Origin of the sequence: Siccirubricoccus sp. G192 (assembly GCF_019084075.1) — a bacterium.
Classification (GTDB): Bacteria; Pseudomonadota; Alphaproteobacteria; order Acetobacterales; family Acetobacteraceae; genus G192.
In genome coordinates this window covers 4,044,516-4,068,294 of record NZ_JAHREN010000001.1, presented here as the reverse complement: position 1 = coordinate 4,068,294, position 23,779 = coordinate 4,044,516, and the positions used below count along the sequence as shown (strand labels likewise).

Genomic DNA, 23,779 nt, shown 5'->3' with positions numbered 1-23,779 from the left:
TATTCGAGGCGCACGGCGGAGGGTTCAGCCGCCGGCGGCTTTCGCCGCCACCAGTTCCTCGATCCGCGCCGCCAGGTTCTTCATGACGAAATACTGTTCCGCCGGGGCATCGCCGGCATTGACCTCCTGCGTCCAGGCCTCGACCGGGACCTTGATGCCGAAGGCCTTGTCGATGGCGAAGACGATGTCGAGGAAATCCAGGCTGTCGATGCCGAGATCCTCGATGACATGGCTGTCAGGGGTGATTTTGTCGCGCGGGACATCGCTCGTCTCCGCGATGATGTCGGCGATGCGGTCGAACGCCGAGGCCATGGGGTATCTCCGGGCAGCCAGGGAAAGGGGTGCGGTCTTTGGCCCGATCCGCGCCGCTTGGCAAGCGCCGCCTCCGCTGCCTGGGCGCGTTCCAGGAAACGGTTGCCTGGGCGGCCGGGCTTCTTCCGGGACGGTACCGGCGGGTGGAGCCGGGCAGGGATCAGGAGATGCCGCATCATCTATAACAGAAGCCATATGGGATGGACTGCTTGCTGTTGCCCGGTCGGCCTTCACACCCCCGGGTGTCAGGCTACCCGGAGCGAAAAGGCGATGATTCCGAGCGTGAATTATCTCTTTACCATTGGGAAACATCGGGGCCGCGCGGTCGCCCGGATGCACGATCGGCCGGGGTGAGGTGAAAACCCCACTTCAGCCCCGGCGCCCAAGATACCAGGCCATCACCAAAAATTATACTAATGCCCATAATTAGGACGTGACGAAACGCGAACACCGCTCCATGATGCTCCCGAAACATGATTCGCGGGCTCGAGGAGAAGAAAACGATGGTGGGCGAGGCGATTTTGCAATTTATGGAATCCACGCTCCCGCCGACGCTCGGCGCGGCTGTGGCCGCTCTCGTCGCGCTCGCCATCCATCGGCACCTCGGCCGGCGCCGCGATGCCGCGGAAATCCGCCGCCGCATGGCAATAGCGAAGGTCGATGCGCCGCAACTCGCCGTCATCGAGGGTAGGCAAGCCCGCCAGCCGCAGGCCAGGCCGGCGCGGCAGGTTGCGGACCCGGCGAAAGGCCGCGCACAGGTCGCCTAGGCGATCTCCCCGAAGCGGGGCTTGGCCGGATGGCGACTGGCGAAGCGATGCCGGCGCTGACATGCCCCCGGGGAGACTCGAACTCCCACGCTCTTGCGAGCAACGGATTTTGAGTCCGCCGCGTCTACCGTTCCGCCACAGGGGCCCGCCGCCGATCTAGCCTGCCGCTCGGCCCCGGTCCAGCGCCGGCATCAGCCAGAGGCGCCATCCACCAGCGCCGTCGCGAATTCGGCCGGGGAGGTGATCTCCACCAATTCCAGATCCTCCGAATGCGCAAGTTCGCGGTGCCGGATTCGCGGCGGCTGATAGATGCTGTCGCCGGCGGCGAGCAAAACCTCGCCGATATCCTCGTATTCGAACCGGACCCAGCCCCGCAGGATATAGACCATCTGGAAGTCCAGCGCGTGGGTATGCCAGCGCGGCTCCGTATGCTGGCCGGGGACGGCGCGAATGACATGCGCTCCGTAGCTGCCGCCCGTTGCCTCGCGGATGCCGAGGTCCCGATAGGTGAAGAAGGGCCGCAGCCCTGCCTCGAACCGGCTCTCCGCGGCATGCCGCACGGTGGTGCGTGCGGGTACGGGGGGTGGGGCATCGTCGGGCATCGCTTGTCCTCCCTTTTTCGTGATGTGTGGCTCACAAATTCGTGTAGTGTGTGCGGCATGCAGGGGGCCGCGCCGCGGTCCCGCCCGGGAAAGCCCTTCCCGGAACCATCTCAGGGTGAAGGGAAGCATCGCATGCGGGAAGCCTCGCAGCAGCAGCTGTTGCGCACGCAATCGCGGGCCTTGTCCATTTCCGTGGTCTGGATGCTGGTGGCCCAGGTGATTTGCGTCCTGCTATGGGATGCCGGTTGGCTGACCCGGCCGGCGGCGCTGGTGCATTGGCTGCTGGTCGGTGTGCTGCCCCCGGCGCTCGCGCTCTGGTGCATGGAGCGCGCCGCCCCGCCGGAGTAACCAAGCGTCGCGCCCGCCGGATGCAACCCGCGGGGCAACGGATGCTTGTTGCGGCGACATGCAAGGACCTCTTCTCCTGCCGCCGCCCCCCCTCCTGCCCGGCCTGGGTCCGGTGCGGGACGCGGCGCTCTTTCTCGATTTCGACGGCACGCTGGTGGAGATCGCCCCGCGGCCCGATGCGGTGCGCGTGCCGCCCACCCTGCCGCCGCTGCTGCTGCGCCTGGCCGAGGGGCTGGGCGGCGCGCTGGCGGTGGTCAGCGGCAGGCCGCTGCGCGACCTCGACCATTTCCTGCCGGTGCCGATTCCCAAGGCCGGCGATCATGGCGCCGCGCTGCGCCCGGTCCCAGATGCGCCGGCGCTGGTTCCCGACCTGCCGCATCCTCCTGTCGCCTGGCGGGCCCGCGCCACGGCGCTGCTGGAATCCCATCCCGGCACCCTGATCGAGGACAAGGAGCACGGCTTCGTCCTGCACTACCGCCTGGCGCCGGCGGCGGGGCCGGAGGCCCAGGTGCTGCTCGCCGCGCTGGTCGCCGAGGATCCGCTCGCCTTCACCCTGCTGGAGGCCCGCATGGCCTGGGAGGTGCGGCCGCGCGGCGCCTCCAAGGCCACTGCGGTCCGCGCCCTGATGGCCCGCCCCCCCTTCACTGGCCGGGTCCCGGTCTTCATCGGCGACGACGTGACCGATGAGGAGGGCATGGAGGCCTGCCGATCCTTCGGTGGGCACGGCTTCCGGCTGGACGACGCCTTCGGCAGTCCGGCGGCGCTCAGGGACTGGCTGGCGCGGGCGGTGCTGCCGGCGGAGGCGCGAGGGGCCGCAGCGCCAGACCGGCCAGCATGACCGGCCAGCATAAGGGACCCGATTTGAATCGCCTGATCATCGTCGCCAACCGCGTGCCCAATCCCCGGGAGCGCGGCGCCACCGCCGGCGGCCTGGCCGTGGCGCTGCGCGAGGCCATTGCGCATCGCCAGGCGCTCTGGTTCGGCTGGAGCGGCCAGACTGCCGAGGCCACCGCCGCCGCGCCCGCGGAGACCAGGCAGGGCCGGCTGACCTATGCCACGCTCGACCTCGGCGAAGAGGACTACCGGCGCTACTACCGGGGCTTCGCCAATGCCACGCTCTGGCCGACCCTGCATTACCGCCTCGGCCTCGCCCAGTTCTCGCGCGAGGATTACATCGGCTACCGCAAGGTCAATGCGGCCTTCGCTGCGGCCCTGGCGCCGCTGCTGCGGCCCAGCGACCTGGTCTGGGCCCATGATTTCCACCTTTTCCCGCTCGGCTCGGAACTCCGCCGGCAGGGCTGCCGGCAGCGCCTGGGCTTTTTCCTGCATGTGCCCTTCCCGCCCTACGGGCTGTTCTCGGCCCTGCCGCGCAGCGGCGAGTTGATCACCGACCTCGCCGCCTATGACGTGATCGGCGTGCAGACCGAGGATGATGCCGCCAATCTCCGCGCCGCGCTGATCGCCGAGAACCAGCCGGAGGCCGCCACCCGCGTCGCCGCCTATCCCATCGGCATCAATGCCGAAGGCTTCACGGCGCTGGCCGAGCGGGCGATCCTCGGCCAGGAGACGGCGCGCTTCCGCCAGAGCCTGGTCGGCCGCGCCCTGGTCATCGGCGTGGACCGTCTGGACTACACCAAGGGCCTGCCGCAGCGGTTCTGCGGCTATGGCCAATTGCTGGCGCGGTTCCGCCAGCACCTCTCGCGCGTCACCTATCTGCAGGTGGCGCCGGTCTCGCGCGGCGATGTGGCGGAATACCGCAGCCTTCGGAAGGAACTGGACGAATGGGTGGGCCGCATCAACGGCCAGCAGGCGGAGCCGGACTGGGTGCCGCTGCGCTACATGACCCGCGCCGTCTCCCGCCCGACCCTCGCCGGCTTCATGCGCCTCGCCCGCGTCGGGCTGGTGACGCCGCTCAGGGACGGGATGAACCTGGTCGCCAAGGAATATGTGGCGGCGCAGGACCCGGAGGACCCTGGCGCGCTGGTGCTCTCCCGCTTCGCCGGGGCGGCGCCGCAACTTCCCGGCGCACTGCTGGTCAATCCGCTCGATCCCGATGAGATCGCCGAGGCGCTGGACCAGGCGCTGACTATGCCGCGCGAGGAACGCCTGGCCCGCTGGCGGCCGATGGCCGAGGAGGGGCGGGCGAGCGGCGCCCGCGCCTGGTGCCTGAGCTTCATTGCGGCGCTGGAAGGCGGCGGGTAGCGCGCCCCCCGCCTCAGCTCAGCGGCTGCGCCACATGCGCCCGATAGGCCGGGCGGTGCAGCAGCCGTTCATACCAGCCGCGCAGCACCGGCATGTCCGGCCGCGCCACCGGCAGCGCGAACCAGCGGTGCACGAAGCAGCCCAGCACGATATCGGCGATGGAGAAGCCGCCGGCGATGAAGCCGGTTTCGCCGAGCCGCGCCTCCACCATGCGCCAGAGCCGCTCCGCCGAATCGCGCGCCCTGGCGGCGGCGGCAAGGTCGCGCTCGGCCTCCGGCGTGCGGACGAAGGTCCAGAAGATCACCCGCATCGGCTCGCCGAGCACGGCGAGCTGCCAGTCCATCCAGCGCTCCACATCCGCCCGTGCCTCGGCGGCCTCCGGATACAGGGCATTGCCGCCGGGCTGCGTGCGGCAGAGGTAGCGCAGGATGGTGTTGCTCTCCCACAGGGTGAAGCCGTTCGGCATCACCAGCGTGGGCACGGTGGCATTCGGGTTCATCGCCAGGTAGTCGGCGTCGCGGGTGCGGCCGAAGGCGCCGCCGGCATCGATGCGCCGGTGATCGAGCCCGAGCTCCTCCAGCAGCCAGAGCACCTTCATCACATTGACCGAATTCTTGCGGCCCCAGACCGTGATCATCCCGCGCCTCCCTCTGTCCGAGCGTCAGACCATCGGCACCGCGACATGGGTGCGGTAGCCGGCGTGGTTCGCCTGCAGCCTGTCATACCAGCCGCGCAGCCGCGGCAGCGCCGCGCGCTCGATCGGCAGCGAGAACCAGCGATGCACGTAGATGCCGAGGCAGATATCGGCCAGCGAGAAGCCGCCCGCCACATAATCCCGCCCGGCGAGCTGACGGTCCAGGATGGACCACAGCGCCTCCGCCTCGCCCTGCGCCTTCGCGGCGGCGGCCAGGTCGCGCTGCGCCTCGGGCGTGCGGACATGGGTGAAGAACACCGTGGTCATCGGCCCGTTCAGGCTGGCGAGCTGCCAGTCCATCCAGCGCTCGACATCGCCGCGGGCCTTCGGCGCGGGCGGGTGCAGCGGGCTGCCGGGGGCGCGGGTCGCCACCAGGTAGCGCAGCGCCGAGTTGCTCTCCCACAGCGTGTAGCCATCCGCCTCTTCGATGGTGGGCACGCGGCTGTTCGGGTTCATCGCCAGGTAGAAGGGCTCCCTGGTCCGCCCGAATTCGCCCCCGGCATCGATGCGCTCATGGGGGATGCCAAGCTCCTCGCAGAGCCAGAGCAGCTTCATCACATTGCTCGAACTGGTGCGGCCCCAGATTTTCAGGCCCTGGATCATCGGCATGGCGGTCCCCCCCTTATGGTTCCATGGGGAGCCTAGCATCGCGCCGGGCGTTGGTGATCCCCGATGCGGCCCGCGGCCGGGGCATTGCGTTTCCGGCTGCCGGCCCACGCGGCAGGAGCAGATCCGATGGCAGGTTCGACCGGCGGCCGGGACAAGCCCACCGGCAGCAGCGAGACCATGAACAGCGCCGACCCGAAGTCCAAGAACACGGCCGCCAAGGTGCAGCAGGGGACCACCACCGCGAATCCCGGCGCGAAGGTGCCATCGGACCTCTACCCGAATCCGCCGGGCGTGAGCGACCAGGAGCCCGGCGCGCCGGATGATTGAGGAGAGGGTGGCAGCCTCCTCGCCGCTCGTGCGCCTTGGGTGGTTCAGCCTTGCCGCAGCCCGGCTTGCACCTGGCGCGGCGGCGTATCAAACAGGGTCCATGGCCGCCACCCTTCTCCTGGCCCTGCTTGCCGCCGCCGCGCCGCTCTTCGCCCGGGCGAGCGAGGATCTCTGGGGCCTCGCCCCCTGCGAGCTCTGCCTCTGGCAGCGCTGGCCCTATTGGGTTGCGGCCGGCCTGGCGCTGCTCGCCGCATGGCTGCCGCGGGCGCGCCGACCGCTGTTCGGCCTGGCGGCGCTGGCGGTGCTGGCCTCCGGCGTCGTCGCCGGTTTCCATGTCGGCGTCGAACAGGGCTGGTGGCCCTCGCCGCTGGCGGGCTGCCAGGCGCCGCGCGCGGCGGGCGCCGGGGCGAGCCTCGACGACCTGATGCGCTCCCTCGCGCCGGCGCCGAACAAGCCCTGCGATGCGGCGACCTACCTCATCCCCGGCCTGCCGCTTTCCATGGCGGCGATGAACCTGCTCTATGCGCTTGGCCTCGGCGGGATCGCCCTCATCTGGATGCGGAGGGGAGCAAGGCGATGACCAAAGCAATGGGCGAGGCGACGTCGCGGCGGGTGGTGGCGCGGACCATCCGGGTGGACCATGCCGGCGAATACGGTGCCAAACGCATCTATGAAGGCCAGATCGCGGTGCTGCGCGGCACCCGCTACGAGGCGCTGCTGCGCCACATGCAGGCGCAGGAACAGGCGCATCTCGACACCTTCTCCCGCCTGGTCGGCGAGCGCCGGGTGCGGCCCACGGCGCTGCTGCCGCTCTGGCATGTCGCCGGCTATGCACTCGGCGCCGCCACCGCCATGCTCGGCCACCGCGCCGCCATGGCCTGCACCGTGGCGGTGGAGGAGGCGATCGACGAGCACTACCAGGCGCAGGAAGCCGCGCTCGGCGAGGACGAGGCGCCGCTGCGCGCCCATATCGCCGCCTTCCGCGCCGAGGAATTGGAGCACCGCGAGATCGGCCTGGCGCATGAGGCGGAACAGGCGCCGGGCTACCGGCTGCTCAGCGCTGCCATCAAGGCCGGCTGCAAGCTGGCCATCAAGGCGAGCGAGCGCATCTGAGGGGGAGAGATCGCCGTGACCCACCTGGCCCTGCCGGAAGCCGATGCCGCGACCGCCGCCTCGGTGAAGGACTGGCTCGCCCGCTTCGCCGCCTGCGTGCGGGCAGTGGACTACGCGGCGGCGCGGCCCTTCTGGCATCCGGATATCGTGATCTTCGGCACCTACCAGGAACTGGTGCGCGGCCTGCCGGCCTGGACCGCGACGCAATGGGACAATGTCTGGCCGCGCACTGCGGATTTCACCTTCGACCTCGACAATACCGCCATCATGGCCTCGCCGGATGGCGCCATGGTGGTGGCGATCACGCCCTGGACCAGCACCGGCTTCCACCTGGACGGCACCCCCTTCGACCGGCCGGGCCGCGCCACGCTGGTGCTGCAGAAGCAGCCGGATGGGCGCTGGCTGGGCGTGCATTCGCATATGTCGCTGCAACGGGGGGTGCCGCAGGACAGCCACGGGAAGCGGGCGGTCAAGGCGCGCTGAGGTTTCCTCAGCTCTCCAGCTCGCTGTCCCAGTACAGGTAGTCCCGCCAGCTCTCATGCAGGTAGTTCGGCGGGAAATGCCGGCCGTTCTCCTGCAATTCCCAACTGGTCGGCTGCCGTGGCGCGGCGCGCGGGAACATCCGGCATTCGCGCGGCAGCAGGCTGCCCTTGCGCAGGTTGCAGGGGCCGCAGGCGGTGCAGACATTGTCCCAGGTGGTGCGGCCGCCGCGGCTGCGGGGCACCACATGGTCGAAGGTCAGGTCATGCGTCGGCCGGCCCTTGCCGCAATACTGGCATTCGAAACGGTCGCGCAGGAACACGTTGAAGCGGGTGAAGGCCGGGCGCCGGGCGGCCGGGATGTATTCCTTCAGCGCGATCACGCTCGGCAGCCGCATCGCCATGGTGGGGGAGCGGACCTGCGCCTCATATTCGTTCAGCACCGAGACGCGGTCGAGGAAGACCGCCTTCACGGCATCCTGCCAGGCCCAGACGGAAAGCGGGAAATAGCTCAGCGGCCGGAAATCCGCGTTCAGCACCAGGGCGGGAAAGGTCTGGCCGCCGATGCCGCCACCCATGGCCGCACCCCCGGCTGCTTGTCCTAGTCCTGGGACCGATCCGCCGTCAGGCAAGCGCCACTCCTCTGCATGAGGGGCGCCAACCAGCCTTGGGGCCTGCACCGACGGATGGGCCCCATATGCTGTGGCGCCGCCGCTATCAGCAGCTTTCATGCCACCGGCCGGGCAGCGCCGCAAGGAGTTGCGCAACCTGCCACGGGAACGTCACGCTTGGTTCGGCCGCGCATCCCTGCCTAGAATTGCCCGCCGCGCGCGAGCGCGGGGGAGGAACAGGGCCATGCGGTTGAGCCGAAAGCAGCTCGAAGCCTGGAGATCCGCCAAGCGCGGCCTCCTGCTGCCCATCGTCTATATCCGCGGCTTCGCCATGCTGGGCGGCGAGATCGAGGAAACCTCGGCCGACCCCTTCAACGGCTTCAATATCGGCTCCACCCTGCTGCGCACCGCCTGGACCGGCGAGACCACGCGGCATGTCTTCGAGTCGCCGGTACTGCGGCTGACCCAGCCGCCCTATGACTACCGGGTGGCCTTCAGCGACGGCATCCGCGGCCTCGACCACGACACGAAGCAGGATCTCCGCGAATGGCGCGATGCGCTGGAAGCCGAAGCGCCACCCGGCCAGGCGCCGCCCACCCCGGTGCTGGCGATCTACCGCTATTACGACGCTGCCTCGAAGGTCTTCGGTGCGGGCGCCCGGGTCGGGATGGAAACCTATGCCTGGGGCCTCGGCCGGCTGATCGCCGACCTGCTGGAGGCCACAAGGGCGCCTGGTGTCTACCTCGCCGCCCATTCCATGGGCGGGCTGGTCGCTCGCGCCTTCCTGCAGAACCCCAGCGTGCTGGATGGCAGCGACCCCGGCCAGGAGGACCGCTGCGACGCCGTGGCCGCCCTGCTGAAGACCGAACCAGGGCTGCGCGTCAGCCAGCCGCAATGGGAGGGCGCCCGCGCCGCGGTGCGCCGGCTTTTCACCTATGGCACGCCGCATAACGGCATCAGCGCCCAGGGCGGCTTCGGCAATGCCGCGCTCGGGCCGATCGACGCGCTGCTCGGACTGGAACTCGATAATTTCGCCCATAAGCGGATGGTGCAGTATCTTGGCGACCCGCCCGAGGCGAATTCCCTCGGCGGCCGCTTCCCGGTGCGGAACGTCTTCTGCCTGGTCGGCACCGCGGCGGCCGACTACCCGGCGGCCGGCGGCTTCTCCCGCCGCCTGGTCGGCCAGCTCAGCGACGGGCTGGTGGAGGTGGACAACGCCATCGTGCACGGCCCGCCCGAGCCCGGCGACCCGCCGGCGGCCGGCGGCAGCCTGCTCGCCGCCCGCGCCTATGTCCGCCGCGCCCATTCCGGACCCTATGGGCTGGTGAATTCCGAGGAGGGTTTCGGCAATCTCTCCCGCTTCCTCTTCGGCGACCTGCGGGTGGATGGCGACCTGCTGGTGCGCCAAGTGGGATTGCCGCCCGGCCTGCTGGCGGAGAAGGCGCGGCAGCAGGCGGCGGGCAGGAATGCCGCCATCCGCGCCTCCTATAATTTCGAGGCCGGCCTGCGCATCCGCGGCGAGCGTTGGGTGCTGACCGAGCGCTCCGCCCGCGACGGCTCTGCCATCTTCCGCCGCTACGACGAGCTATTCGCCGATGCGGAGCTGGCGCCCGAATTGAAGGCCACCGACAAGCTGCGCCAGGACCGCGAGCGGCACCGGCGGATCGAACTGTTCAGCGCCTTCCTGGATACCGGGCTCCGCACCCTGGATGGCAAGCCGGAGACGGTGCAGGGCAAGGAACTCCGCGGCACGCTGGGCTTCGCGCTGCGGCTGCGCGCCGCGGTGCCGGATTACGAGGTGGATGGCGGCTTCTGGCGCACCAACCACTATGAGGGCAGCGCCCTGCTCGACCGCGACCTGGTCTTCCTGGCCTATGAGGACCGGGAGGTTCCCGGCGGCTGGGGCCTCGCTTTCGGGCCGAATACCGCCGGCGACCTGAATGCCGGCATGCGCCTCATCACCGACACCACGCAAGGTGAGCCGGAGGAGGTGGCTGACACGGCCTGGTTCCGTCCGCTGCCGGACTCCGTGGAGTTCTGGATCCCGGTGCGGCAGGGCGAGGCGCCAGCCTTCCGCGCCTGGCTCCGGCTTACCGCCCGGCGCTGGAACCGGAACTGAAGGTTTTGGCAAGCAGCGCCGCGCCGGCGGCCAGCCCGGCCTCGTCGATGCCATGGCCGAGGCCGGGACGGTAGAGCGCCTCCACCGGCACCCCGGCCGCGCGCAGCGCCGCCTCGGCTGCGCGGCTGGCCTGGGCGGGCACCACCTCATCCGCCTCGCCATGCACCAGCAGCACGGGCGGGCGGGAGACGATCTCGGCGGTGAGCGCCTCGGGCGCCAGCAGCGCGCCGGAATAGGCCAGGATGGCGGCCGGCGGCGTGGCCCGCCGCAGCCCGGTGAAGAGTGCCGTCATCGCGCCCTGGCTGAACCCCATCAGCGCCAGGGCCGAGGCGGGCAGCGAGAGCCGCGCCAGTTCCGCCTCCAGGAAGGCATCCAGCAGCGGCGCCACCGCCCGAACCCCGGCCGCCATCCGGGCCGGGCTGCGGTCCTGCAGGGTGAACCATTGCCGGCCGTAAGGGGCCATGTCACAGGGGGAGGGGGCGTCGGGGGCGATGAAGGCGGCCTCCGGCAGCGCCCTGGCCCAGACCGGCGCCAATTCGATCAGATCCTGGCCATCGGCGCCGACCCCGTGCAGCAGCACCACCAATTGCCGGGCCGGGCCGCCCGAGGCCGGACCGCGGCGCGGGCCATGCAATTCCACCATCGCTCTTGCTCCCTGCTGCGGCGTTTCGCTACCCGGTAGGGCCGATGACCGCAACCGGCCTGCTCCCCGACCCACCCTCCAGCGCGGTCACGCGCTTCGCCCCCAGCCCGACCGGCCTGCTGCATCTCGGCCATGCCCATTCCGCCCTGTTCGGCTGGCACCTGGCGCGCCGCGCCGGCGGCCGCTTCCTGCTGCGGCTGGAGGATATCGACGCCACCCGCTGCCGCCCGGGAATTCGCCGCGGCCACGCTGGAGGACCTGGCCTGGCTCGGCCTCACCTGGGACGCGCCCCCCGGCGGGGGAGGCGGTGCGGGTCCAGTCGCGCCACCTGCCGGAATACCGCGCCACGCTGGACAAGCTGGCAGCGCGGGGCCTGCTCTATCCCTGTTTCTGCACCCGCGCCGATATCGCCCGGGAGATCGCGGCGGCAGGCCATGCGCCGCATGGCGCCGAGGGGAGGGGCCTTGCCACCACCTCCCCCGATGCTCCGGCGACCGGGCCGGTATACCCCGGCACCTGCCGCCGCCTCTCCCCGGCGGAGCGGCAGGCGCGGATCGATCGCGGCGATGCCTATGCGCTGCGCCTCGACATGGCGGCAGCCCTGGCCGAGGTGCCGCAGGGGCTGAGTTTCCACGAACTCGGCGAGGGCCGGTTGCGCTGCGACCCGGCACCCTTCGGGGATGTCGTGCTGGCGCGCCGGGACATCCCGGCCAGCTATCATCTCTGCGTCACGCATGACGATGCGGTGCAGGGCGTCACCCTGGTGACACGGGGCCTCGACCTCAAGCCCGCCACGTCCCTGCACCGGCTGTTGCAGGCTCTGCTGGGCTGGCCGGAGCCAAGCTACGCCCATCACCGCCTGCTAACCGATGCATCGGGCCGCCGCTTGGCCAAGCGCGACAAGGCGCCGACGCTGCAGGCCCTGCGGGGGGCCGGGCACGGCCCGGCGGCGGTGCGCGCCATGGCGGGATTCCCCGATCCGGCCTGACGCCCTTTCACACCATGGGCTTCACCACCCGCGCCGCCGCCTCCTTCAGCCGCTGCCAGCGGCCGCGCCGGCGCCAGCGCCGAAGCTCGATCGGCCGGCAGCGCGCCAGGTCTTCCTCCCAATCCTCCGCCAGCACCGTGGCCAGGGCCGGGTCGTGGCAGACCAGGAAGACCTCCTCGTCCTGCCAGGCGGAGCGGCGGTTGAAATTGGCGCTGCCGATGACGGAAACCTGCCCATCCAGCAGCATCACCTTCGCGTGGTACATGCAGGGCTGATAGACCTGCACCGCGACGCCGGCCTCCAGCAGCGGCGCGATCGCCCGTGCTCCGGCAAGCTGGCTGACCCGCACATCCATATGCGGCCAGGGCAGCATCACCTCCACCGCCACCCCGCGTTCGGCCGCCGCGACCAGCGCCGAAGTGGTCGCCGCGTCCGGGACGAAATAGGCGGTGCCGATGCGCAGGCTGCGCTGCGCCAGCGCGATCGCCAGCTCCGCCATCCCCGCCACCTGCGACCAGGCGCTGCCGGCCGAGGAGCACACCACCTGCACGGTGGCGGTGCCCGGCCGCTCGGCCCGGTCCTGCCCGGCCTCCAGCGCCGCGGGCAGGCCGGCAGCGGGCTCCTCCTCCAGCACCGCCTCCGCCCAATTGCCGTAGAAGGCGGCGCGCAGCCCGCGCACAGCGGGGCCGCTGATGCGGAAATGGGTGTCGCGCCACTCCCCGGCATGGCGGGCATCGCCGCACCATTCCTCGGCGATGCCGACACCGCCGGTGAAGCCGAGCCGCCCATCCGTCACCAGCACCTTGCGGTGGGTGCGCTGCCCGGCCCGCCAGACCTGCCAGCGGCGCAGCGGCCGGAACCAGCGGAGATCGACGCCACCCTGCCGCATGATGCGGACCAGCCGCTGGTTCATGGGCGCGGCGCCCCAGGAATCCAGCAGCACCCGGACGGCCAGGCCGGCCCGCGCCCGGGCCGCCAGCGTCTCGGCGAAGCGGATTGCGATGTCGCCGCGCCAATAGATGTAGCTCAGCAATTCCACCGAATCCCGGGCGCCCTCGATGGCCGCCAGCATGGCCGGGAAGATGGCGTCGCCATTGCGCAGCCGCTCGATCCGGTTGCCCTCGGTGAAGGGCGTGCCCAGCGCCTCCTCAAACAACCGCCGGTGGCGGAGGAGATTGCATGCCTTCGCGGGGGCCATCTGGTCCATGGTCCTGGTGCCGTCTCCGCTGCCAGCCCGGAAGGTGGTAGGTCTGCCCGGATGCCGAACAGTCCTGCGCTTCAACGCCCGGAGACCGCCGGGTTCCTTCTGCTGCTGGTGGCCGTGCTGGGCTGGGGCTCCAACTGGCCGCCGCTCAAGCTGCTGCTGCTGGAATTGCCGCCCCTGGCGGCGCGGGCCTGGGCAGGGGTGGCGGCGGCGTTGGTGCTGGCGGTGCTGGTGCGGGCGGCCGGCGTCCCGCTCGGCGTGCCGCGCGGGCTCTGGCCGCGGCTCTGGCTGGCGGCGTTGCTGAACATCACCTCCTGGATGGGGTTCGCCACCCTGTCGCTGCTCTGGCTCGATGCCGGGGAGGCCTGCATCGTGTCCTACACCATGCCGGTCTGGGCGGCGCTGCTTGCCTGGCCGTTGCTGGGGGAACGGCCGACGCCGCGGCGCCTGCTGGCGCTGGGCTGCGGCTTGGCGGGGCTGGTAGTGGTGGTGGGCGGCGGCGGCTTCGCTGCCGGGCTGGGCAAGCTGCCGGGCATCGCCTTTGCGCTGGGGGGATCCGTCCTTTTCGCGCTCGGCACCGTGGTCACCAAGCGCTGGCCGCTGGCGATGCAGCCGGCGGCGGCGGTGGTCTGGCAGGTTGGGCTCGGGATGTTGCCGTTGCTGGTGGGCACGCTGCTGCTGGAGAGCCCGGATTTCGCGGCGCTCTCCACCCGGGGCTGGGTGTTCCTGGCCTATATGGCGGCTTTCCCGCTGTGCCTCTGCTACCTCGCCTGGTTCGCGGCGCTGCGGCGGCTGCCGGCCTCGGTCGCCACCATGGGCACCTTGCTGGCGCCGATCGTCGGCGTGCTCGGCTCGGCGCTGCTGCTGGGCGAACCCTTCGGGTTGCGGCAAGTGGCGGCGCTGGGGCTGACGCTGGGTGGCGTGCTGCTGGTGGTCAGGGGCTGATCCCGCCAGGGCCAGCGATTCACGTCCTCGGTGTTTCCACCTCAGGCGATCGCTGTCAGAAATCCAGGCTGACGATCAGCTTGCCGGCCCAGCGGTCGCTGTTCCGCGTCAGGCCATGGCCCAGCCCGAGATGCAGGGCCAGCCGCTCGTTCACCTTGAAATCCGTCGTGACGAAAAGCTGGTGCGCCTGGCGCCGGTGCGTCTCCCAGCGGTCGAGGCGGCCGAGGTCCATGTAGTGTTCCAGCCCGATCCAGGCGCGCTCCGCCACCTGGCGGACGCCGCGCACCGCCGGGGCGAAGACCACATCGCCGCGGCCGAAGGGGATCTCCACATTCGGGTTCAGGATGAGCTGCCAGGGGCCGCTGCGGAGATCGAGGATGGGCCGCAGCGTCACCGCCCAGTCCGTGCTGGAGAAGCGGTAGGACTGGTGCCGCAACTCAATATCCATGCCCCAGGCCACCGGGCGGTCGCCGGCGCCGGGCAGGACAAAGCTGTTCCGCAGCTTGAAGCCGCCGCCGAAGGTGTCGCCGGAGAATTCCCGCGCCACCGGCAGGCCCAGCGCGACCTCATGCCATTCGGTGGTGGCATAGCCGATCTCGGGTTCCACCAGCAGTCCGTTGCGCGGGGCGCCGTCGCCGGCGCGGCCACGGCGGCCGAATACGATGTGCTGGTTCACATCGAAGCTGCCGGGCTCGGCGATGCGGCCGTCGAAGATCTGGAATTCGTCGAAGCTGCCGGCCGCCGCAACGGCGGAGCCCAGCGCGATGGTCGCAAGGATGGCTTGTGCGATACGGCGCATGCGTCGGTCCGCTCCTGGGTTGCCGCGCGGCAACGCAAGCGGCGCAACGCCGTTCCGCGGCCGGGCGGATCAGGCCGCCGCGATATTGTCGAGCAGTCGCACGCTGCCGAGTCGCGCCGCCGCGATGAGACGGCCGGGCAGGGTGGAAACCTCCCGCAGCGTCTCGGCCTCAACCAGCGCCAGGTAGTCCACCGCGAATCCCTCCTGCGCCAGCCCGGCCTTGGCCGTGGCGATCGCCGCACCCGCCGGCACCCCGGCGGCCAGCTCCGCCGCCACGTGCCGCAGCGCCGCGTGCAGCGCCGGCGCCTGGGCGCGGTCTGCCGCGGAGAGAAAGCGGTTGCGGGAGGAGAGTGCCAGCCCATCCGCCTCCCGCACGGTGGGGCAGCCCTGGATGCGGAGCGGCATGTCGAGGTCGCGCACCATCCGGCGGATCACCTGCAACTGCTGCCAGTCCTTCTCGCCGAACAGCGCCACCGCGGCGCCGGTCTGGTGGAACAGCTTGGCGCAGACCGTGGCGACGCCGCGAAAATGGCCGGGACGGGCATCGCCCTCCCAGCCCTCGGAGGGGCCGCCGACCTCGATCGCGGTGGCGCCCTCGGGCGGGTACATCACCTCGACCGAGGGCAGCCAGGCGAGGTCGCAACCCGCCGCCTCCAGCTTCGCCAGATCCCCAGCCTCGTCGCGCGGGTAGCGGCTGAGATCCTCCTGCGGCCCGAATTGCAGCGGGTTGACGAAGATCGAGGCCGCCACCGCCGGCGCCTGCCTGCGGGCGATGCCGAGCAGCGACAGATGCCCCTCATGCAGCGCCCCCATGGTGGGCACCAGGGCAAGAGGTCCAAGCTTCGCAAGCTCGGCACGGAGGGCGGGCAGGTCGCGGACGATACGCATGGCGGCAGGTTCACCTGCCCCGCCGCCTGCCGCAAGGCGGGGCTTGCGCCGCGCATTGCGCCAGAGGCCAGGCGGCCCCATGGTCCGCCGCGCCATGCCAGACCCTGATCCCGCCAGCCATCCGCTGATCCGCCTGCTGCCCGGCCATGACCGCCGGGTGAAGGCCGGTGCCCCCCTGGGCCTTCTCCAACGAGATCGCCATGACCCCCACGGCCAAGGCCCTGCCACCCGGCGGCCTGGTGCGGCTGGAGGGGGATGACGGCATCCGCCACGGCACCTGGTACTTCAACCCGCACAGCCTGATCGCCGCCCGCCGCCTGGCCCGCGATCCGGCCGCTTCAGTGGATGCCGCCTGGCTGCAAACCCGGCTGGCCGCGGCCCTGGCGCTGCGCGGCAGGCTCTACGGCGCGCCCTTCTACCGCCTGGTCCATGCCGAGGCGGATGGCCTGCCCGGCCTCATCATCGACCGCTATGGCGATGCCCTGGCGCTGCAGGCCAATACCGCCGGCATGGAGCGCCTGACCCCCGCTTTGGTCGAGGCCCTGACCGGGCTGCTCGCACCCCGGCTGATCGTGGCCCGCAACGACGCCGCGGTGCGGCTGCTGGAAGGATTGCCGGAGGAGGTGCGCCCCCTGCTCGGCGAGGCCGGCACGGCGCGGGTGGAGGAGGGCGGGCTCGGCTTCGCGGTGGACCTGCTCGGCGGACAGAAGACCGGCTGGTTCTACGATCAGCGGGAGAACCGCGACCGGGTGGCGAAGCTGGCCGCCGGCGCCACGGTGCTGGATGCCTTCTGCCATACCGGCGGCTTCGGGCTGCGCGCCGCGGCGGCCGGCGCGGCGCATGTCACCCTGCTCGACCGCAGCGCGCAGGCGCTGGACTTGGCGATGCGGACGGCGGAGGAGAACGGCCTCGGCACCCGGGTCGAGACCCGCCGCGCCGAGGCGCTGGAGGAGCTGGAGCGCTTGGCCGCCAGCGGCGCCCGCTTCGACATCGTGGTGGCCGATCCACCGGCCTTCGCCAAGTCCCGCAAGGACCAGCCGGCGGCGCTGCGCGGCTATGGCAAGCTGGCGCGGCTGGCGGCCTCGCTGGTGGCGCCGGGCGGCTTCCTGTTCATCGCCTCCTGCAGCCATCATGTCGCGCCGGGGGGATTTCGCGGAGGCGGTGATCTGGGGCATGGGCCGCGCCCATCGCGAGGGCCGCATCCTGTTCCAGGGCGGCGCGGGCCCGGACCACCCGCTGCATCCGCTGCTGCCCGAGAGCGCCTATCTCAAGGCGATGCTGTTCCAGCTTGCATGAAGCGGGCGCTGGCGCGCGCCTATGCGCGGACGGAATACGAAGCCGCGGGGGCCATCGCCCGGATCGGCCGGCGCTCGCCCGCGCTGGACCGGCTGCTGCGATGTCTTGGCGCGCGGCAGGGCGGTTTCGTCACGGCCTGGAACCCTTGTAGTCGGCGCATGCCGCGCGGCTGGAACGACCGCATGCTGGCCCGGCTCCGCCAGGCGGCACGGCGGCTGCCTGTCGCCGAGGGCTGGGGCAGGAGCCAGGGACGAGGGAATGGCTGGGCGGAGCGGCACCTGCTGGTGGCCGCCGATCCGCGCCGGGTCGCGGTGCTGGCGCGGCGCTTCCGGCAGAATGCGATCGTGGCGGTGCGGCTGGGTGGGCCGGCGCGGCTCAGGCTGCTGCGCTGAGGGTCGCGCCGGCTGGTTCAGTCCCGCGTGGCGCGGTCCTGCCGGTCGAAATACCGGCTTACCAGAAGGAAGACATAGCCCACGGCCAGGGCGAAGATCAGCACACCCACCTGGTCCGTAGTCAGGGCCGGCTCATGCCTGCGGGCCAGCATCAGGCCCGCCAGGCCCACCGCGCCCGCCAGGATGATCCGGAACCATTCGCCGAAGGACATCCCGCCTCTCCGTGCTCACCCGCCGGCCCGCACCAGCCGGCCCGGCCGCGCCCCGGTATCCTGGCCGCGCTCGAAGGTCGGCGTGCCGGAGACCAGGGTCATGTCATAGCCATCCACCCGCTGCACCAGCCGCCGGCCACCCGCCGGGAGGTCGTAGATCATCTCCGGGTGGTGCAGGCGCAGCGCCTCGAAGTCGATGACGTTCACATCCGCCTTCTTGCCCGGGGCGAGCCGGCCGCGGTCGTGGAAGCCGAAGAAATCCGCCGTCTCGCTGGTCTGGCGCTTCACCACGAATTCCAGCGGCAGCCGCTCGCCCCGCTGCCGGTCGCGCACCCAATGCGTCAGCATGAAGGAGCAGAGCGAGCTGTCGCAGATCACCCCGCAATGCGCGCCGCCGTCGGAGAGGCCGAGCACCGTATGCGGATCGGTGATCATCTCCCGCACCACGCCGTGGTCGCCATGGACGTAGTTGGTCACGGGGAAGAACAGCATGCGGCCGCCATCGCCGCCGGCGAGGTAGTCGTAGCAGAACTCGGCCGGCGTGACGCCGGCGCGCTCCGCCATGGCGGCGATGCTGCGCTCCGGCGGCGGCTCGTAATCCGGCGGGTCGCCGAGCAGGTACATGCGGTCCCAGCGCGTGGCGATCTGGCGCGAGAGCGGCGGCAGGACCTCCAGCAGCCTCGGCGAGGCCTCCTCAGCCAGGATCGTGCGCCGCATCGCGGGGTCGCGCAGCCGGGCGAGTTGCTCCGCCGCCGGCAGATGTGCCAGCTCATGGAAGGCTTCGCGCAATGCAAAGGGGTTGAGTGAGGTGGTGAGGCCAAGGATCAGTCCGACCGGCCGGCCCGCCACCTGCGCGGTCATGGCCAGGCCCTCGCGCCGTGCCGCCCGCACGCCCTGCATCAGCCGCCGCCAGCGCTCGGGGTCATAGGAACGGTCGGTCAGCAGGAACCAGAGTGGGCGGCCGCTCTCGCGCGCCACCTCGCCCATCCAGCGGAATTCGGCGGCCTCGTCCTCGAAATCGGAGAGCATGCCGAAGGTACCGCGGCCGGCGCGGCCCATGGCACGGCCGATGGCGATCAGCTCCTGCTCCTCGGCGTAGCGGCCGGGCACCAGCTCCCCCCGCGGGGGTCTTGTGCTGGTCGGTGCGGGAGGTGGTGAAGCCGAAGGCGCCGGCGCGCAGCGCCTCCTCCGTCAGCCGCGCCATCTCGGCAATGTCCTCGGCGGTGGCGTTCTCCCGCCGGATCGCGCGGTCGCCCATGACATAGACGCGCAAGGGGTGGTGCGCGACCTGCGCCCCGATATCGATGCTGCGCGGCAGCCGCTCCAGCGCATCGAGGTAGTCGGGGAAGCTTTCCCAGTCCCATTTCAGCCCCTCGGCGAGGGCGATGCCGGGGATGTCCTCCACCCCCTCCATCAGGTCGATCAGCCCCTGGTGGTCGCGCTTGCGGACGGGCGCGAAGCCGACCCCGCAATTGCCAAACAGGATGGTGGTCACGCCATGCCAGGAGGAGGGCGCCAGCACCGGGTCCCAGGTGGCCTGGCCGTCGTAATGGGTATGGACATCCACCCAGCCCGGCGTCACCAGCCGACCTTCCGCCTGCACCTCGCGCCGGCCCGGCCCGGCCTTGCCGCCGACCTGGGCGATGCGGTCACCATTGATGGCGAGGTCGCCGGTGAAGCCCGGGCTGCCCGTGCCATCCACGATGGTACCGCCCCGGATAACGAGATCGTGCATCCGCCTCTCTCCCTTGGCCCGGCCTTCCCGGCCGCCTTGCGGGGGAGGATGGCCGCCCCGGGGGCTGGCGGCAACCGCTGATCTACAGGTAGCGCTGGATGTCCAGCGTGCTCTCCTGGCCGATCTGCGCGAAATGCCGCTCCAGGAAGCGGTCCGCCGCCTCGCGCCCGAAGCGCCGCAGCACCTGCAGGAATTCCCAGTCGCCGTTCAGCTTGGTGGAGAGCTTGAACTCCCGCATCCGGTCCTCGTCATCGATCACATGCAGGAAGATGCGGCGGTAGCGCGGCTGTTCCAGCCGCCCCGCTTCCAGCAGCCGCTGCACGAAGTCGATCGCCCGCATCTCGCTCATCAGCGAGGCGTTGAAGCTGATCTCGTTCAGCCGGTTCATGATGTCGGAGGTGCTGGTCGGCAGTTCCGGCCGCAGGATGGCGTTGATCTGCACCAGCAGGATGTCGGGCGCGCCACGCTCGTGATAGAGCGGCCAGAGCGCCGGGTTGCCGAGATAGCCGCCGTCCCAATAGGCCTCGCCCTCGATCTCGACGGCGCGGAAGATGGTCGGCAGGCAGGCGGAGGCGAGCAGCACGTCGGCGCTCATCTCGCCCCGGGTGAAGACCCGCGGCTTGCCGGTGCGGACATTGGTGGCCGAGATGAAGAGCCGGATCGTCTTGGGGTCGCGCTTCAGCCGCTCAGCATCGAGGTTGTCCAGGATCACCTGCCGCAGCGGGTTGAACTCCACCGGGAAGGGGTTGAACTGGTAGGGGGAGAAGACGCGGGTCAGCGTGTCGAAAGCCTGGTAGGCGAAGGAATAGGTGAGGTCGTAGCCCCAGAGCGCCTTCTCGAAGGGGGTGTTCCGCAAGGGGCTTGCCGCCAGCCGCGTGGCGACGTCCTTCCAGAGCCTGGCCAGCGCCCGGACCGCGCCCTCGCGCCCGCCCTCGGCCAGGCCCTGCACGAAGATCGCGGCGTTGATGGCGCCGGCGGAGGTGCCGGAGACGCCGTCGAATTCCAGCCGGTCATCCTCCAGCAGCCGCTCCAGCACGCCCCAGGTGAAGGCGCCATGCGTGCCGCCGCCCTGCAGGGCGAGATTGACGCGCCGCGCCTGCACCGGCTTCGCGACAGGGGGCGCCGGCAAGCTCTGCAGTTCGGCCTGATCCGCCGCCTGCCGCGCAGCGAGGGGTGAGGGGACTTCCGGCAGGATGTTGTCCATCAGGCCGCCAGCCAGCCGCCATCGATCGACAGCGCCGCGCCGTTCACCGCGCCGCTGCCGGGGCCGGCGAGGTAGAGCGCCATGCGCGCCACCTCCTCCACCTCGACCCAGCGCTTGCTGGGCTGCTTCTCCAGCAGGTAGTCCTTCAGCGCCACCTCCTCGGAGACATGGTGTTCCTCGGCCAGCGGCTTCACCTGCGCCTCGGCCAGCGGCGTGCGCACGAAGCCTGGGCAGATGGCGTTGCAGGTGAGGGGCGTCTCGGCAATCTCCAGCGCCACCGTCTTGGTCATGCCGACCACCGCATGCTTCGCCGCGACATAGGCGACCTTGTGCGGCGAGGCGACCAGCCCGTGCGCCGAGGCGATATTGATGATGCGCCCCCAGCCCCGCGCCTTCATCCCCGGCAGCGCCGCCTTGATGGCATGGAAATTGGAGGCGAAGTTGATCGCGATGATGGCGTCGAATTTCGCCTCGGGGAATTCCTCCACCGGCGCCACGTATTGGATGCCGGCATTGTTCACCAGGATGTCGAGGCTGCCGAGCGCCGCCTCGGCCGCCCGGACCATGCCGCGCACCGCCTCCGGCTTCGAGAGGTCGGCATCCGAATAGGGCGCCTCCGCAACCCCCATCGCCGCGCCGACCTCGGCCCGCGCCCGCGCGATCTCCTCGGGCTTGCCGAAGCCGTTCAGCATCACCTTCGCCCCCGCCTGGGCATAGAGCAGCGCGATGCCATGCCCGATGCCGCTGGTGCTGCCGGTGACGAGCGCCGTGCGCCCTTCGAGAATCCGTTCCATAAGCCGCTCCGTCCTTCAGGTTCGCGTCATAACGCTCAGGGCAGCAATTTGAGCCACCCGATAAGCCGTTTCGTGAAGGGCGACAACAATCGCGGCGCATAGAAGTCCCCCGCCGCGCGCTTGCCCGCCTCGGCCAGGGTCGGATAGGGCAGGATCATGGTGGCCAGCGCCGAGAGCGGCAGTTTCCGGCCGATCATCAGCCCATAGGTGCCCGCCATCTCCCCGGCCCGCGGCGCCAGGATGCCGGCGCCGAGCAGCCGCCCCCGCTTGCCCACCACCAGCTTCACCAGCCCTTCCGGCCGGCCCTCCGTGATGGCGCGGTCATTCTCGGAAAGCGGCCAGCGCAGGATGGTGAGGTCGGCATGGCCGGCCTGCCGCGCCTCCGCCTCGGTCAGGCCGATCTGCGCCAATTCGGGGTCGGTATAGGTGACGCGGGGCAGGGCGGCGTAATCCACCCGGGCGGGCAGGCGGAACAGCATGGAGCGCACCACCACCCCCGCATGGTGGCTGGCCACATGGGTGAAGGCGCGGGGCCCGATCCCCTCCGGGTCGGCGATATCGCCCACCGCCCAGACCCGGCGATTGGAGACGGAACGGAGATCGGCCCGCGTCGCCACCCCGCGCGGCCCCGCCTGCACCCCGGCCGCCGGCAGGTCGAGGCCGGCCAGCCGTGGCGCCCTTCCCACCGCCAGCAGCAGATGGGTGCCGCCGATGCGGGTGCCGTCCTCCAGCACCGCCACCACCCCGGCAGGGTCGAGCGGCTCCACCCGCGTGACCTTCACGCCCTCCCGGAACTCCACGCCGTCCCGCAGCAGGGATTGGCGCATGCCCTCGACCAGTTCCTCGTCCTCGCGGAGGGCGATGCGTGGCGCTGCCTCCAGCACCGTCACCAGGCAGCCGAGCCGGGCATGCGCCTGGGCCATCTCCAGCCCGATCGGGCCGCCGCCCAGGATCAGCAGGTGGCCGGGCGGCTCCTCCAGGTCGAAGAGCGTCTCGTTGGTGAGCCAGGGCACGGCGTCGAGGCCCGGCAGGTCCGGGATCACGGCGCTGCTGCCGGCGGCGATGACGGCGCGGCGGAAGCCGAGGCGCCGGCCGCCCGTCTCGATCGTGTCGGGGCCGATGAAATGCGCCGGGGCCTCGATCACCTCGACCCCCATGCCGCGGAAGCGGGCGGCGCTGTCGTTCGGCGCGATCCGGGCGATGGCGCCCTGGACATGCGCCCGCACCCCCGCCCAGTCGATCTCCGGTGGCGGCAGGCGAATGCCGAATCGGCCGGCGCCGCGCGCCTCGGCCGCGGCATGGCCGGCCGCGAGCAGCGCCTTGGAGGGGACGCAGCCGTAATTCAGGCAGTCGCCGCCCATCCGCCCGCGCTCGATCAACGCCACCTTCAGGCCGAGCCCTGCCGAGATCGCCGCCACCGAAAGCCCGGCGGCGCCGGCGCCGATGATCGCCACATCGAAATCAGCCATGCGGTTGGTCCCCAGATTGAGTGGCCCGGTCGTCCGAGGGCGAAGCCGGAGGGCGTGAATCGGCCCGCAAGATGCAAATCAGCCAGGCTGCTGCCGACGCCGCCACCAGGCCCCGAGCAGCGACAGCGCCGCCAACCCCAGCAGCGGCAGCAGGATACCGGGCGAGAAGACCACCGAAAGGTCCGGCCGCCCGCCGGCCTCGAAGACCTGCCCCAGCCCCGCCCCGATGCCGGCATAGACCACCGTGGCAGGGATGATCCCGAGGAAGGTGGCGGCGGCATAAGGGCTCAGCGCCATTCCCGCCAGGGCCGGGGCCAGGTTGACCAGCCAGAAGGGCACCACCGGCAGTAGGCGGAGCGAGAGCAGGTACCAGAACCCGCCCCGCCGCAGCTCCTCCCGCACCCGGCCGAGCAGCGGCCCGGCGCGGCGTTCCAGGACCTCCGCCAGGGCATGGCGGGCGGCCAGGAACAGCAGGCAGGCGCCGATCGTCGCCCCCGCCACGGCGAGGCCAGCGCCGAGCCAGGGGCCGAAGAGGAACCCGCCCGCCAGGGTCATCACCGCCCCGCCAGGCAGTGAGAAGGCCACCACTGCCACATAGGCCGCCAGATAGGCCAGCGCCGCCGCGAGGGGTTGCGCCGCGACGAAGCCGCCAAGGCTGGCGCGATGCGCCGCCAGCGCCTCGAAGGAGAGCAGCCGGTGCAGGCCGAGCGCATAGGCCAGGGCCAGGACCGCCAGGATCAGCCCGATCGGCCAGAGGCGCTGCCAGGCCGGGCGGCCGGGGGCGGCATCAGGGGAGGCATCGGGGGGAGGCGGCGCGCTGGTCGGTGCTTCGGGGCATGGCAACTTCCATTTCGTCCGGCATGGCCGCGGCGATACATCGGGGGGGCATCGTGGGCGCCATGTCACGCAGGAGTGGTTGACCCGATCCCCGCCCCCTCCCTATACGTGCCCGCCTTCGCCGGGGCCCGGAAGCAAGGGCCGCCGGCCGTCCGCGCAGCGCATTCCAGCCGGAATGGGCAAGCGGCAC

General features: G+C 71.2%; 26 protein-coding genes, 1 tRNA gene and 2 pseudogenes. 12 read left to right on the top strand and 17 right to left on the bottom strand.

Annotation, left to right across the window (positions count from 1 at the left end; genetic code table 11):
* Positions 1-24: 24 nt before the first annotated feature.
* On the bottom strand, positions 25-312 hold the full coding sequence (locus KSF81_RS19665; protein WP_217380406.1) for an acyl carrier protein: 288 nt from the start codon (positions 310-312) through the stop codon (positions 25-27).
* Between the two features lie 473 nt (positions 313-785).
* Here KSF81_RS19665 and KSF81_RS19660 point away from each other — a divergent pair, with 473 nt between their 5' ends.
* Positions 786-1,079: a hypothetical protein gene (locus tag KSF81_RS19660; RefSeq protein WP_217380405.1), complete on the top strand. Its 294-nt coding sequence runs from the start codon at positions 786-788 to the stop codon at positions 1,077-1,079.
* A 62-nt stretch (positions 1,080-1,141) separates the two neighbouring features.
* Here the strand turns inward: KSF81_RS19660 and KSF81_RS19655 are convergent.
* Together KSF81_RS19655 and KSF81_RS19650 are read right to left on the bottom strand one after the other, a co-directional pair.
* Positions 1,142-1,224 (bottom strand) — tRNA-Leu (locus KSF81_RS19655).
* Positions 1,225-1,270: 46 nt separating this feature from the next.
* Positions 1,271-1,681, bottom strand: a complete 411-nt coding sequence (locus KSF81_RS19650) for a cupin domain-containing protein (protein WP_217380404.1) — start codon at positions 1,679-1,681, stop codon at positions 1,271-1,273.
* A gap of 132 nt (positions 1,682-1,813) precedes the next feature.
* Here KSF81_RS19650 and KSF81_RS19645 point away from each other — a divergent pair, with 132 nt between their 5' ends.
* Genes KSF81_RS19645 through KSF81_RS19635 form a run of 3 tightly spaced genes read left to right on the top strand, consistent with a single transcriptional unit; the run spans position 1,814 to position 4,231 of the window.
* Entirely contained in the window at positions 1,814-2,029 is a 216-nt protein-coding gene (locus KSF81_RS19645; RefSeq protein ID WP_217380403.1) for a hypothetical protein, read from the top strand.
* A gap of 58 nt (positions 2,030-2,087) precedes the next feature.
* Positions 2,088-2,867 (top strand): trehalose-phosphatase, encoded by a 780-nt coding sequence (gene otsB / locus KSF81_RS19640; protein ID WP_217380402.1) that lies wholly within the window; start codon positions 2,088-2,090, stop codon positions 2,865-2,867.
* Between the two features lie 23 nt (positions 2,868-2,890).
* The gene (locus tag KSF81_RS19635; protein WP_217380401.1) at positions 2,891-4,231 is read left to right on the top strand and encodes a trehalose-6-phosphate synthase; all 1,341 of its coding nucleotides are present in this window, start codon (positions 2,891-2,893) and stop codon (positions 4,229-4,231) included.
* 13 nt (positions 4,232-4,244) lie between these two features.
* On the opposite strand, the gene KSF81_RS19630 is transcribed toward KSF81_RS19635, so the two are convergent.
* Positions 4,245-4,868 (bottom strand): glutathione S-transferase family protein, encoded by a 624-nt coding sequence (locus tag KSF81_RS19630; RefSeq protein WP_217380400.1) that lies wholly within the window; start codon positions 4,866-4,868, stop codon positions 4,245-4,247.
* Between the two features lie 24 nt (positions 4,869-4,892).
* Positions 4,893-5,534: a glutathione S-transferase family protein gene (locus tag KSF81_RS19625; RefSeq protein ID WP_254453627.1), complete on the bottom strand. Its 642-nt coding sequence runs from the start codon at positions 5,532-5,534 to the stop codon at positions 4,893-4,895.
* Between the two features lie 126 nt (positions 5,535-5,660).
* Between KSF81_RS19625 and KSF81_RS19620 the strand changes: the two genes are divergently transcribed.
* The 4 genes from KSF81_RS19620 (at position 5,661) to KSF81_RS19605 (ending at position 7,457) form a co-directional block, all read left to right on the top strand.
* A complete protein-coding gene (locus KSF81_RS19620) occupies positions 5,661-5,861 on the top strand; it encodes a hypothetical protein (RefSeq protein ID WP_217380399.1) in 201 nt (66 codons plus the stop codon).
* A 100-nt stretch (positions 5,862-5,961) separates the two neighbouring features.
* Positions 5,962-6,441, top strand: coding sequence for a disulfide bond formation protein B (locus tag KSF81_RS19615; protein ID WP_217380398.1), 480 nt, complete (start codon positions 5,962-5,964; stop codon positions 6,439-6,441).
* Positions 6,438-6,974: a demethoxyubiquinone hydroxylase family protein gene (locus KSF81_RS19610; RefSeq protein ID WP_217380397.1), complete on the top strand. Its 537-nt coding sequence runs from the start codon at positions 6,438-6,440 to the stop codon at positions 6,972-6,974. Before KSF81_RS19615 ends, KSF81_RS19610 begins: the two co-directional genes overlap by 4 nt.
* Before the next feature lie 15 nt (positions 6,975-6,989).
* Entirely contained in the window at positions 6,990-7,457 is a 468-nt protein-coding gene (locus tag KSF81_RS19605) for a nuclear transport factor 2 family protein (RefSeq protein WP_217380396.1), read from the top strand.
* A gap of 7 nt (positions 7,458-7,464) precedes the next feature.
* On the opposite strand, the gene KSF81_RS19600 is transcribed toward KSF81_RS19605, so the two are convergent.
* Positions 7,465-8,031: an HNH endonuclease gene (locus KSF81_RS19600; protein WP_217380395.1), complete on the bottom strand. Its 567-nt coding sequence runs from the start codon at positions 8,029-8,031 to the stop codon at positions 7,465-7,467.
* A 277-nt stretch (positions 8,032-8,308) separates the two neighbouring features.
* Between KSF81_RS19600 and KSF81_RS19595 the strand changes: the two genes are divergently transcribed.
* Entirely contained in the window at positions 8,309-10,183 is a 1,875-nt protein-coding gene (locus KSF81_RS19595) for a triacylglycerol lipase (RefSeq protein ID WP_217380394.1), read from the top strand.
* Here KSF81_RS19595 and KSF81_RS19590 read toward each other — a convergent pair.
* The gene (locus tag KSF81_RS19590) at positions 10,155-10,826 is read right to left on the bottom strand and encodes an alpha/beta hydrolase (RefSeq protein WP_217380393.1); all 672 of its coding nucleotides are present in this window, start codon (positions 10,824-10,826) and stop codon (positions 10,155-10,157) included. The genes KSF81_RS19595 and KSF81_RS19590 overlap by 29 nt on opposite strands.
* Positions 10,827-10,870: 44 nt before the next feature.
* Here KSF81_RS19590 and gluQRS point away from each other — a divergent pair.
* A pseudogene (gene gluQRS, locus KSF81_RS19585) lies at positions 10,871-11,814 on the top strand (tRNA glutamyl-Q(34) synthetase GluQRS).
* A gap of 7 nt (positions 11,815-11,821) precedes the next feature.
* Here gluQRS and KSF81_RS19580 read toward each other — a convergent pair.
* The gene (locus KSF81_RS19580) at positions 11,822-13,012 is read right to left on the bottom strand and encodes a phosphatidylserine/phosphatidylglycerophosphate/cardiolipin synthase family protein (protein WP_217380392.1); all 1,191 of its coding nucleotides are present in this window, start codon (positions 13,010-13,012) and stop codon (positions 11,822-11,824) included.
* A gap of 60 nt (positions 13,013-13,072) precedes the next feature.
* Between KSF81_RS19580 and KSF81_RS19575 the strand changes: the two genes are divergently transcribed.
* The gene (locus KSF81_RS19575) at positions 13,073-13,963 is read left to right on the top strand and encodes a DMT family transporter (protein ID WP_217380391.1); all 891 of its coding nucleotides are present in this window, start codon (positions 13,073-13,075) and stop codon (positions 13,961-13,963) included.
* A 55-nt stretch (positions 13,964-14,018) separates the two neighbouring features.
* On the opposite strand, the gene KSF81_RS19570 is transcribed toward KSF81_RS19575, so the two are convergent.
* On the bottom strand, positions 14,019-14,762 hold the full coding sequence (locus KSF81_RS19570) for a hypothetical protein (protein ID WP_217380390.1): 744 nt from the start codon (positions 14,760-14,762) through the stop codon (positions 14,019-14,021).
* Between the two features lie 69 nt (positions 14,763-14,831).
* A complete protein-coding gene (gene panC / locus KSF81_RS19565; protein WP_217380389.1) occupies positions 14,832-15,650 on the bottom strand; it encodes a pantoate--beta-alanine ligase in 819 nt (272 codons plus the stop codon).
* 167 nt (positions 15,651-15,817) lie between these two features.
* Between panC and KSF81_RS19560 the strand changes: the two genes are divergently transcribed.
* Positions 15,818-17,338 carry a DUF3293 domain-containing protein gene (locus tag KSF81_RS19560; RefSeq protein WP_309139622.1) on the top strand — a complete coding sequence of 507 codons (1,521 nt, stop codon included), beginning with the start codon at positions 15,818-15,820 and terminating at the stop codon, positions 17,336-17,338.
* A gap of 17 nt (positions 17,339-17,355) precedes the next feature.
* Here KSF81_RS19560 and KSF81_RS19550 read toward each other — a convergent pair whose 3' ends face one another.
* The 7 genes and pseudogenes from KSF81_RS19550 to KSF81_RS19525 all read right to left on the bottom strand — a co-directional run bounded on the left by KSF81_RS19550 (position 17,356) and on the right by KSF81_RS19525 (position 23,595).
* Entirely contained in the window at positions 17,356-17,550 is a 195-nt protein-coding gene (locus tag KSF81_RS19550; protein WP_217380387.1) for a hypothetical protein, read from the bottom strand.
* Between the two features lie 15 nt (positions 17,551-17,565).
* Entirely contained in the window at positions 17,566-18,660 is a 1,095-nt protein-coding gene (locus KSF81_RS19545; RefSeq protein WP_217380386.1) for an amidohydrolase family protein, read from the bottom strand.
* A gap of 46 nt (positions 18,661-18,706) precedes the next feature.
* Positions 18,707-19,285, bottom strand: a pseudogene (locus KSF81_RS30055) (amidohydrolase family protein); the annotation flags it as partial.
* Positions 19,286-19,367: 82 nt separating this feature from the next.
* A complete protein-coding gene (locus KSF81_RS19540) occupies positions 19,368-20,489 on the bottom strand; it encodes a patatin-like phospholipase family protein (protein WP_217380385.1) in 1,122 nt (373 codons plus the stop codon).
* On the bottom strand, positions 20,489-21,283 hold the full coding sequence (locus KSF81_RS19535) for a 3-hydroxybutyrate dehydrogenase (RefSeq protein WP_217380384.1): 795 nt from the start codon (positions 21,281-21,283) through the stop codon (positions 20,489-20,491). Before KSF81_RS19535 ends, KSF81_RS19540 begins: the two co-directional genes overlap by 1 nt.
* A 35-nt stretch (positions 21,284-21,318) precedes the next feature.
* Positions 21,319-22,752: an NAD(P)/FAD-dependent oxidoreductase gene (locus KSF81_RS19530; RefSeq protein ID WP_217380383.1), complete on the bottom strand. Its 1,434-nt coding sequence runs from the start codon at positions 22,750-22,752 to the stop codon at positions 21,319-21,321.
* Between the two features lie 78 nt (positions 22,753-22,830).
* The gene (locus tag KSF81_RS19525) at positions 22,831-23,595 is read right to left on the bottom strand and encodes a TVP38/TMEM64 family protein (RefSeq protein WP_217380382.1); all 765 of its coding nucleotides are present in this window, start codon (positions 23,593-23,595) and stop codon (positions 22,831-22,833) included.
* Positions 23,596-23,779: the final 184 nt, after the last annotated feature.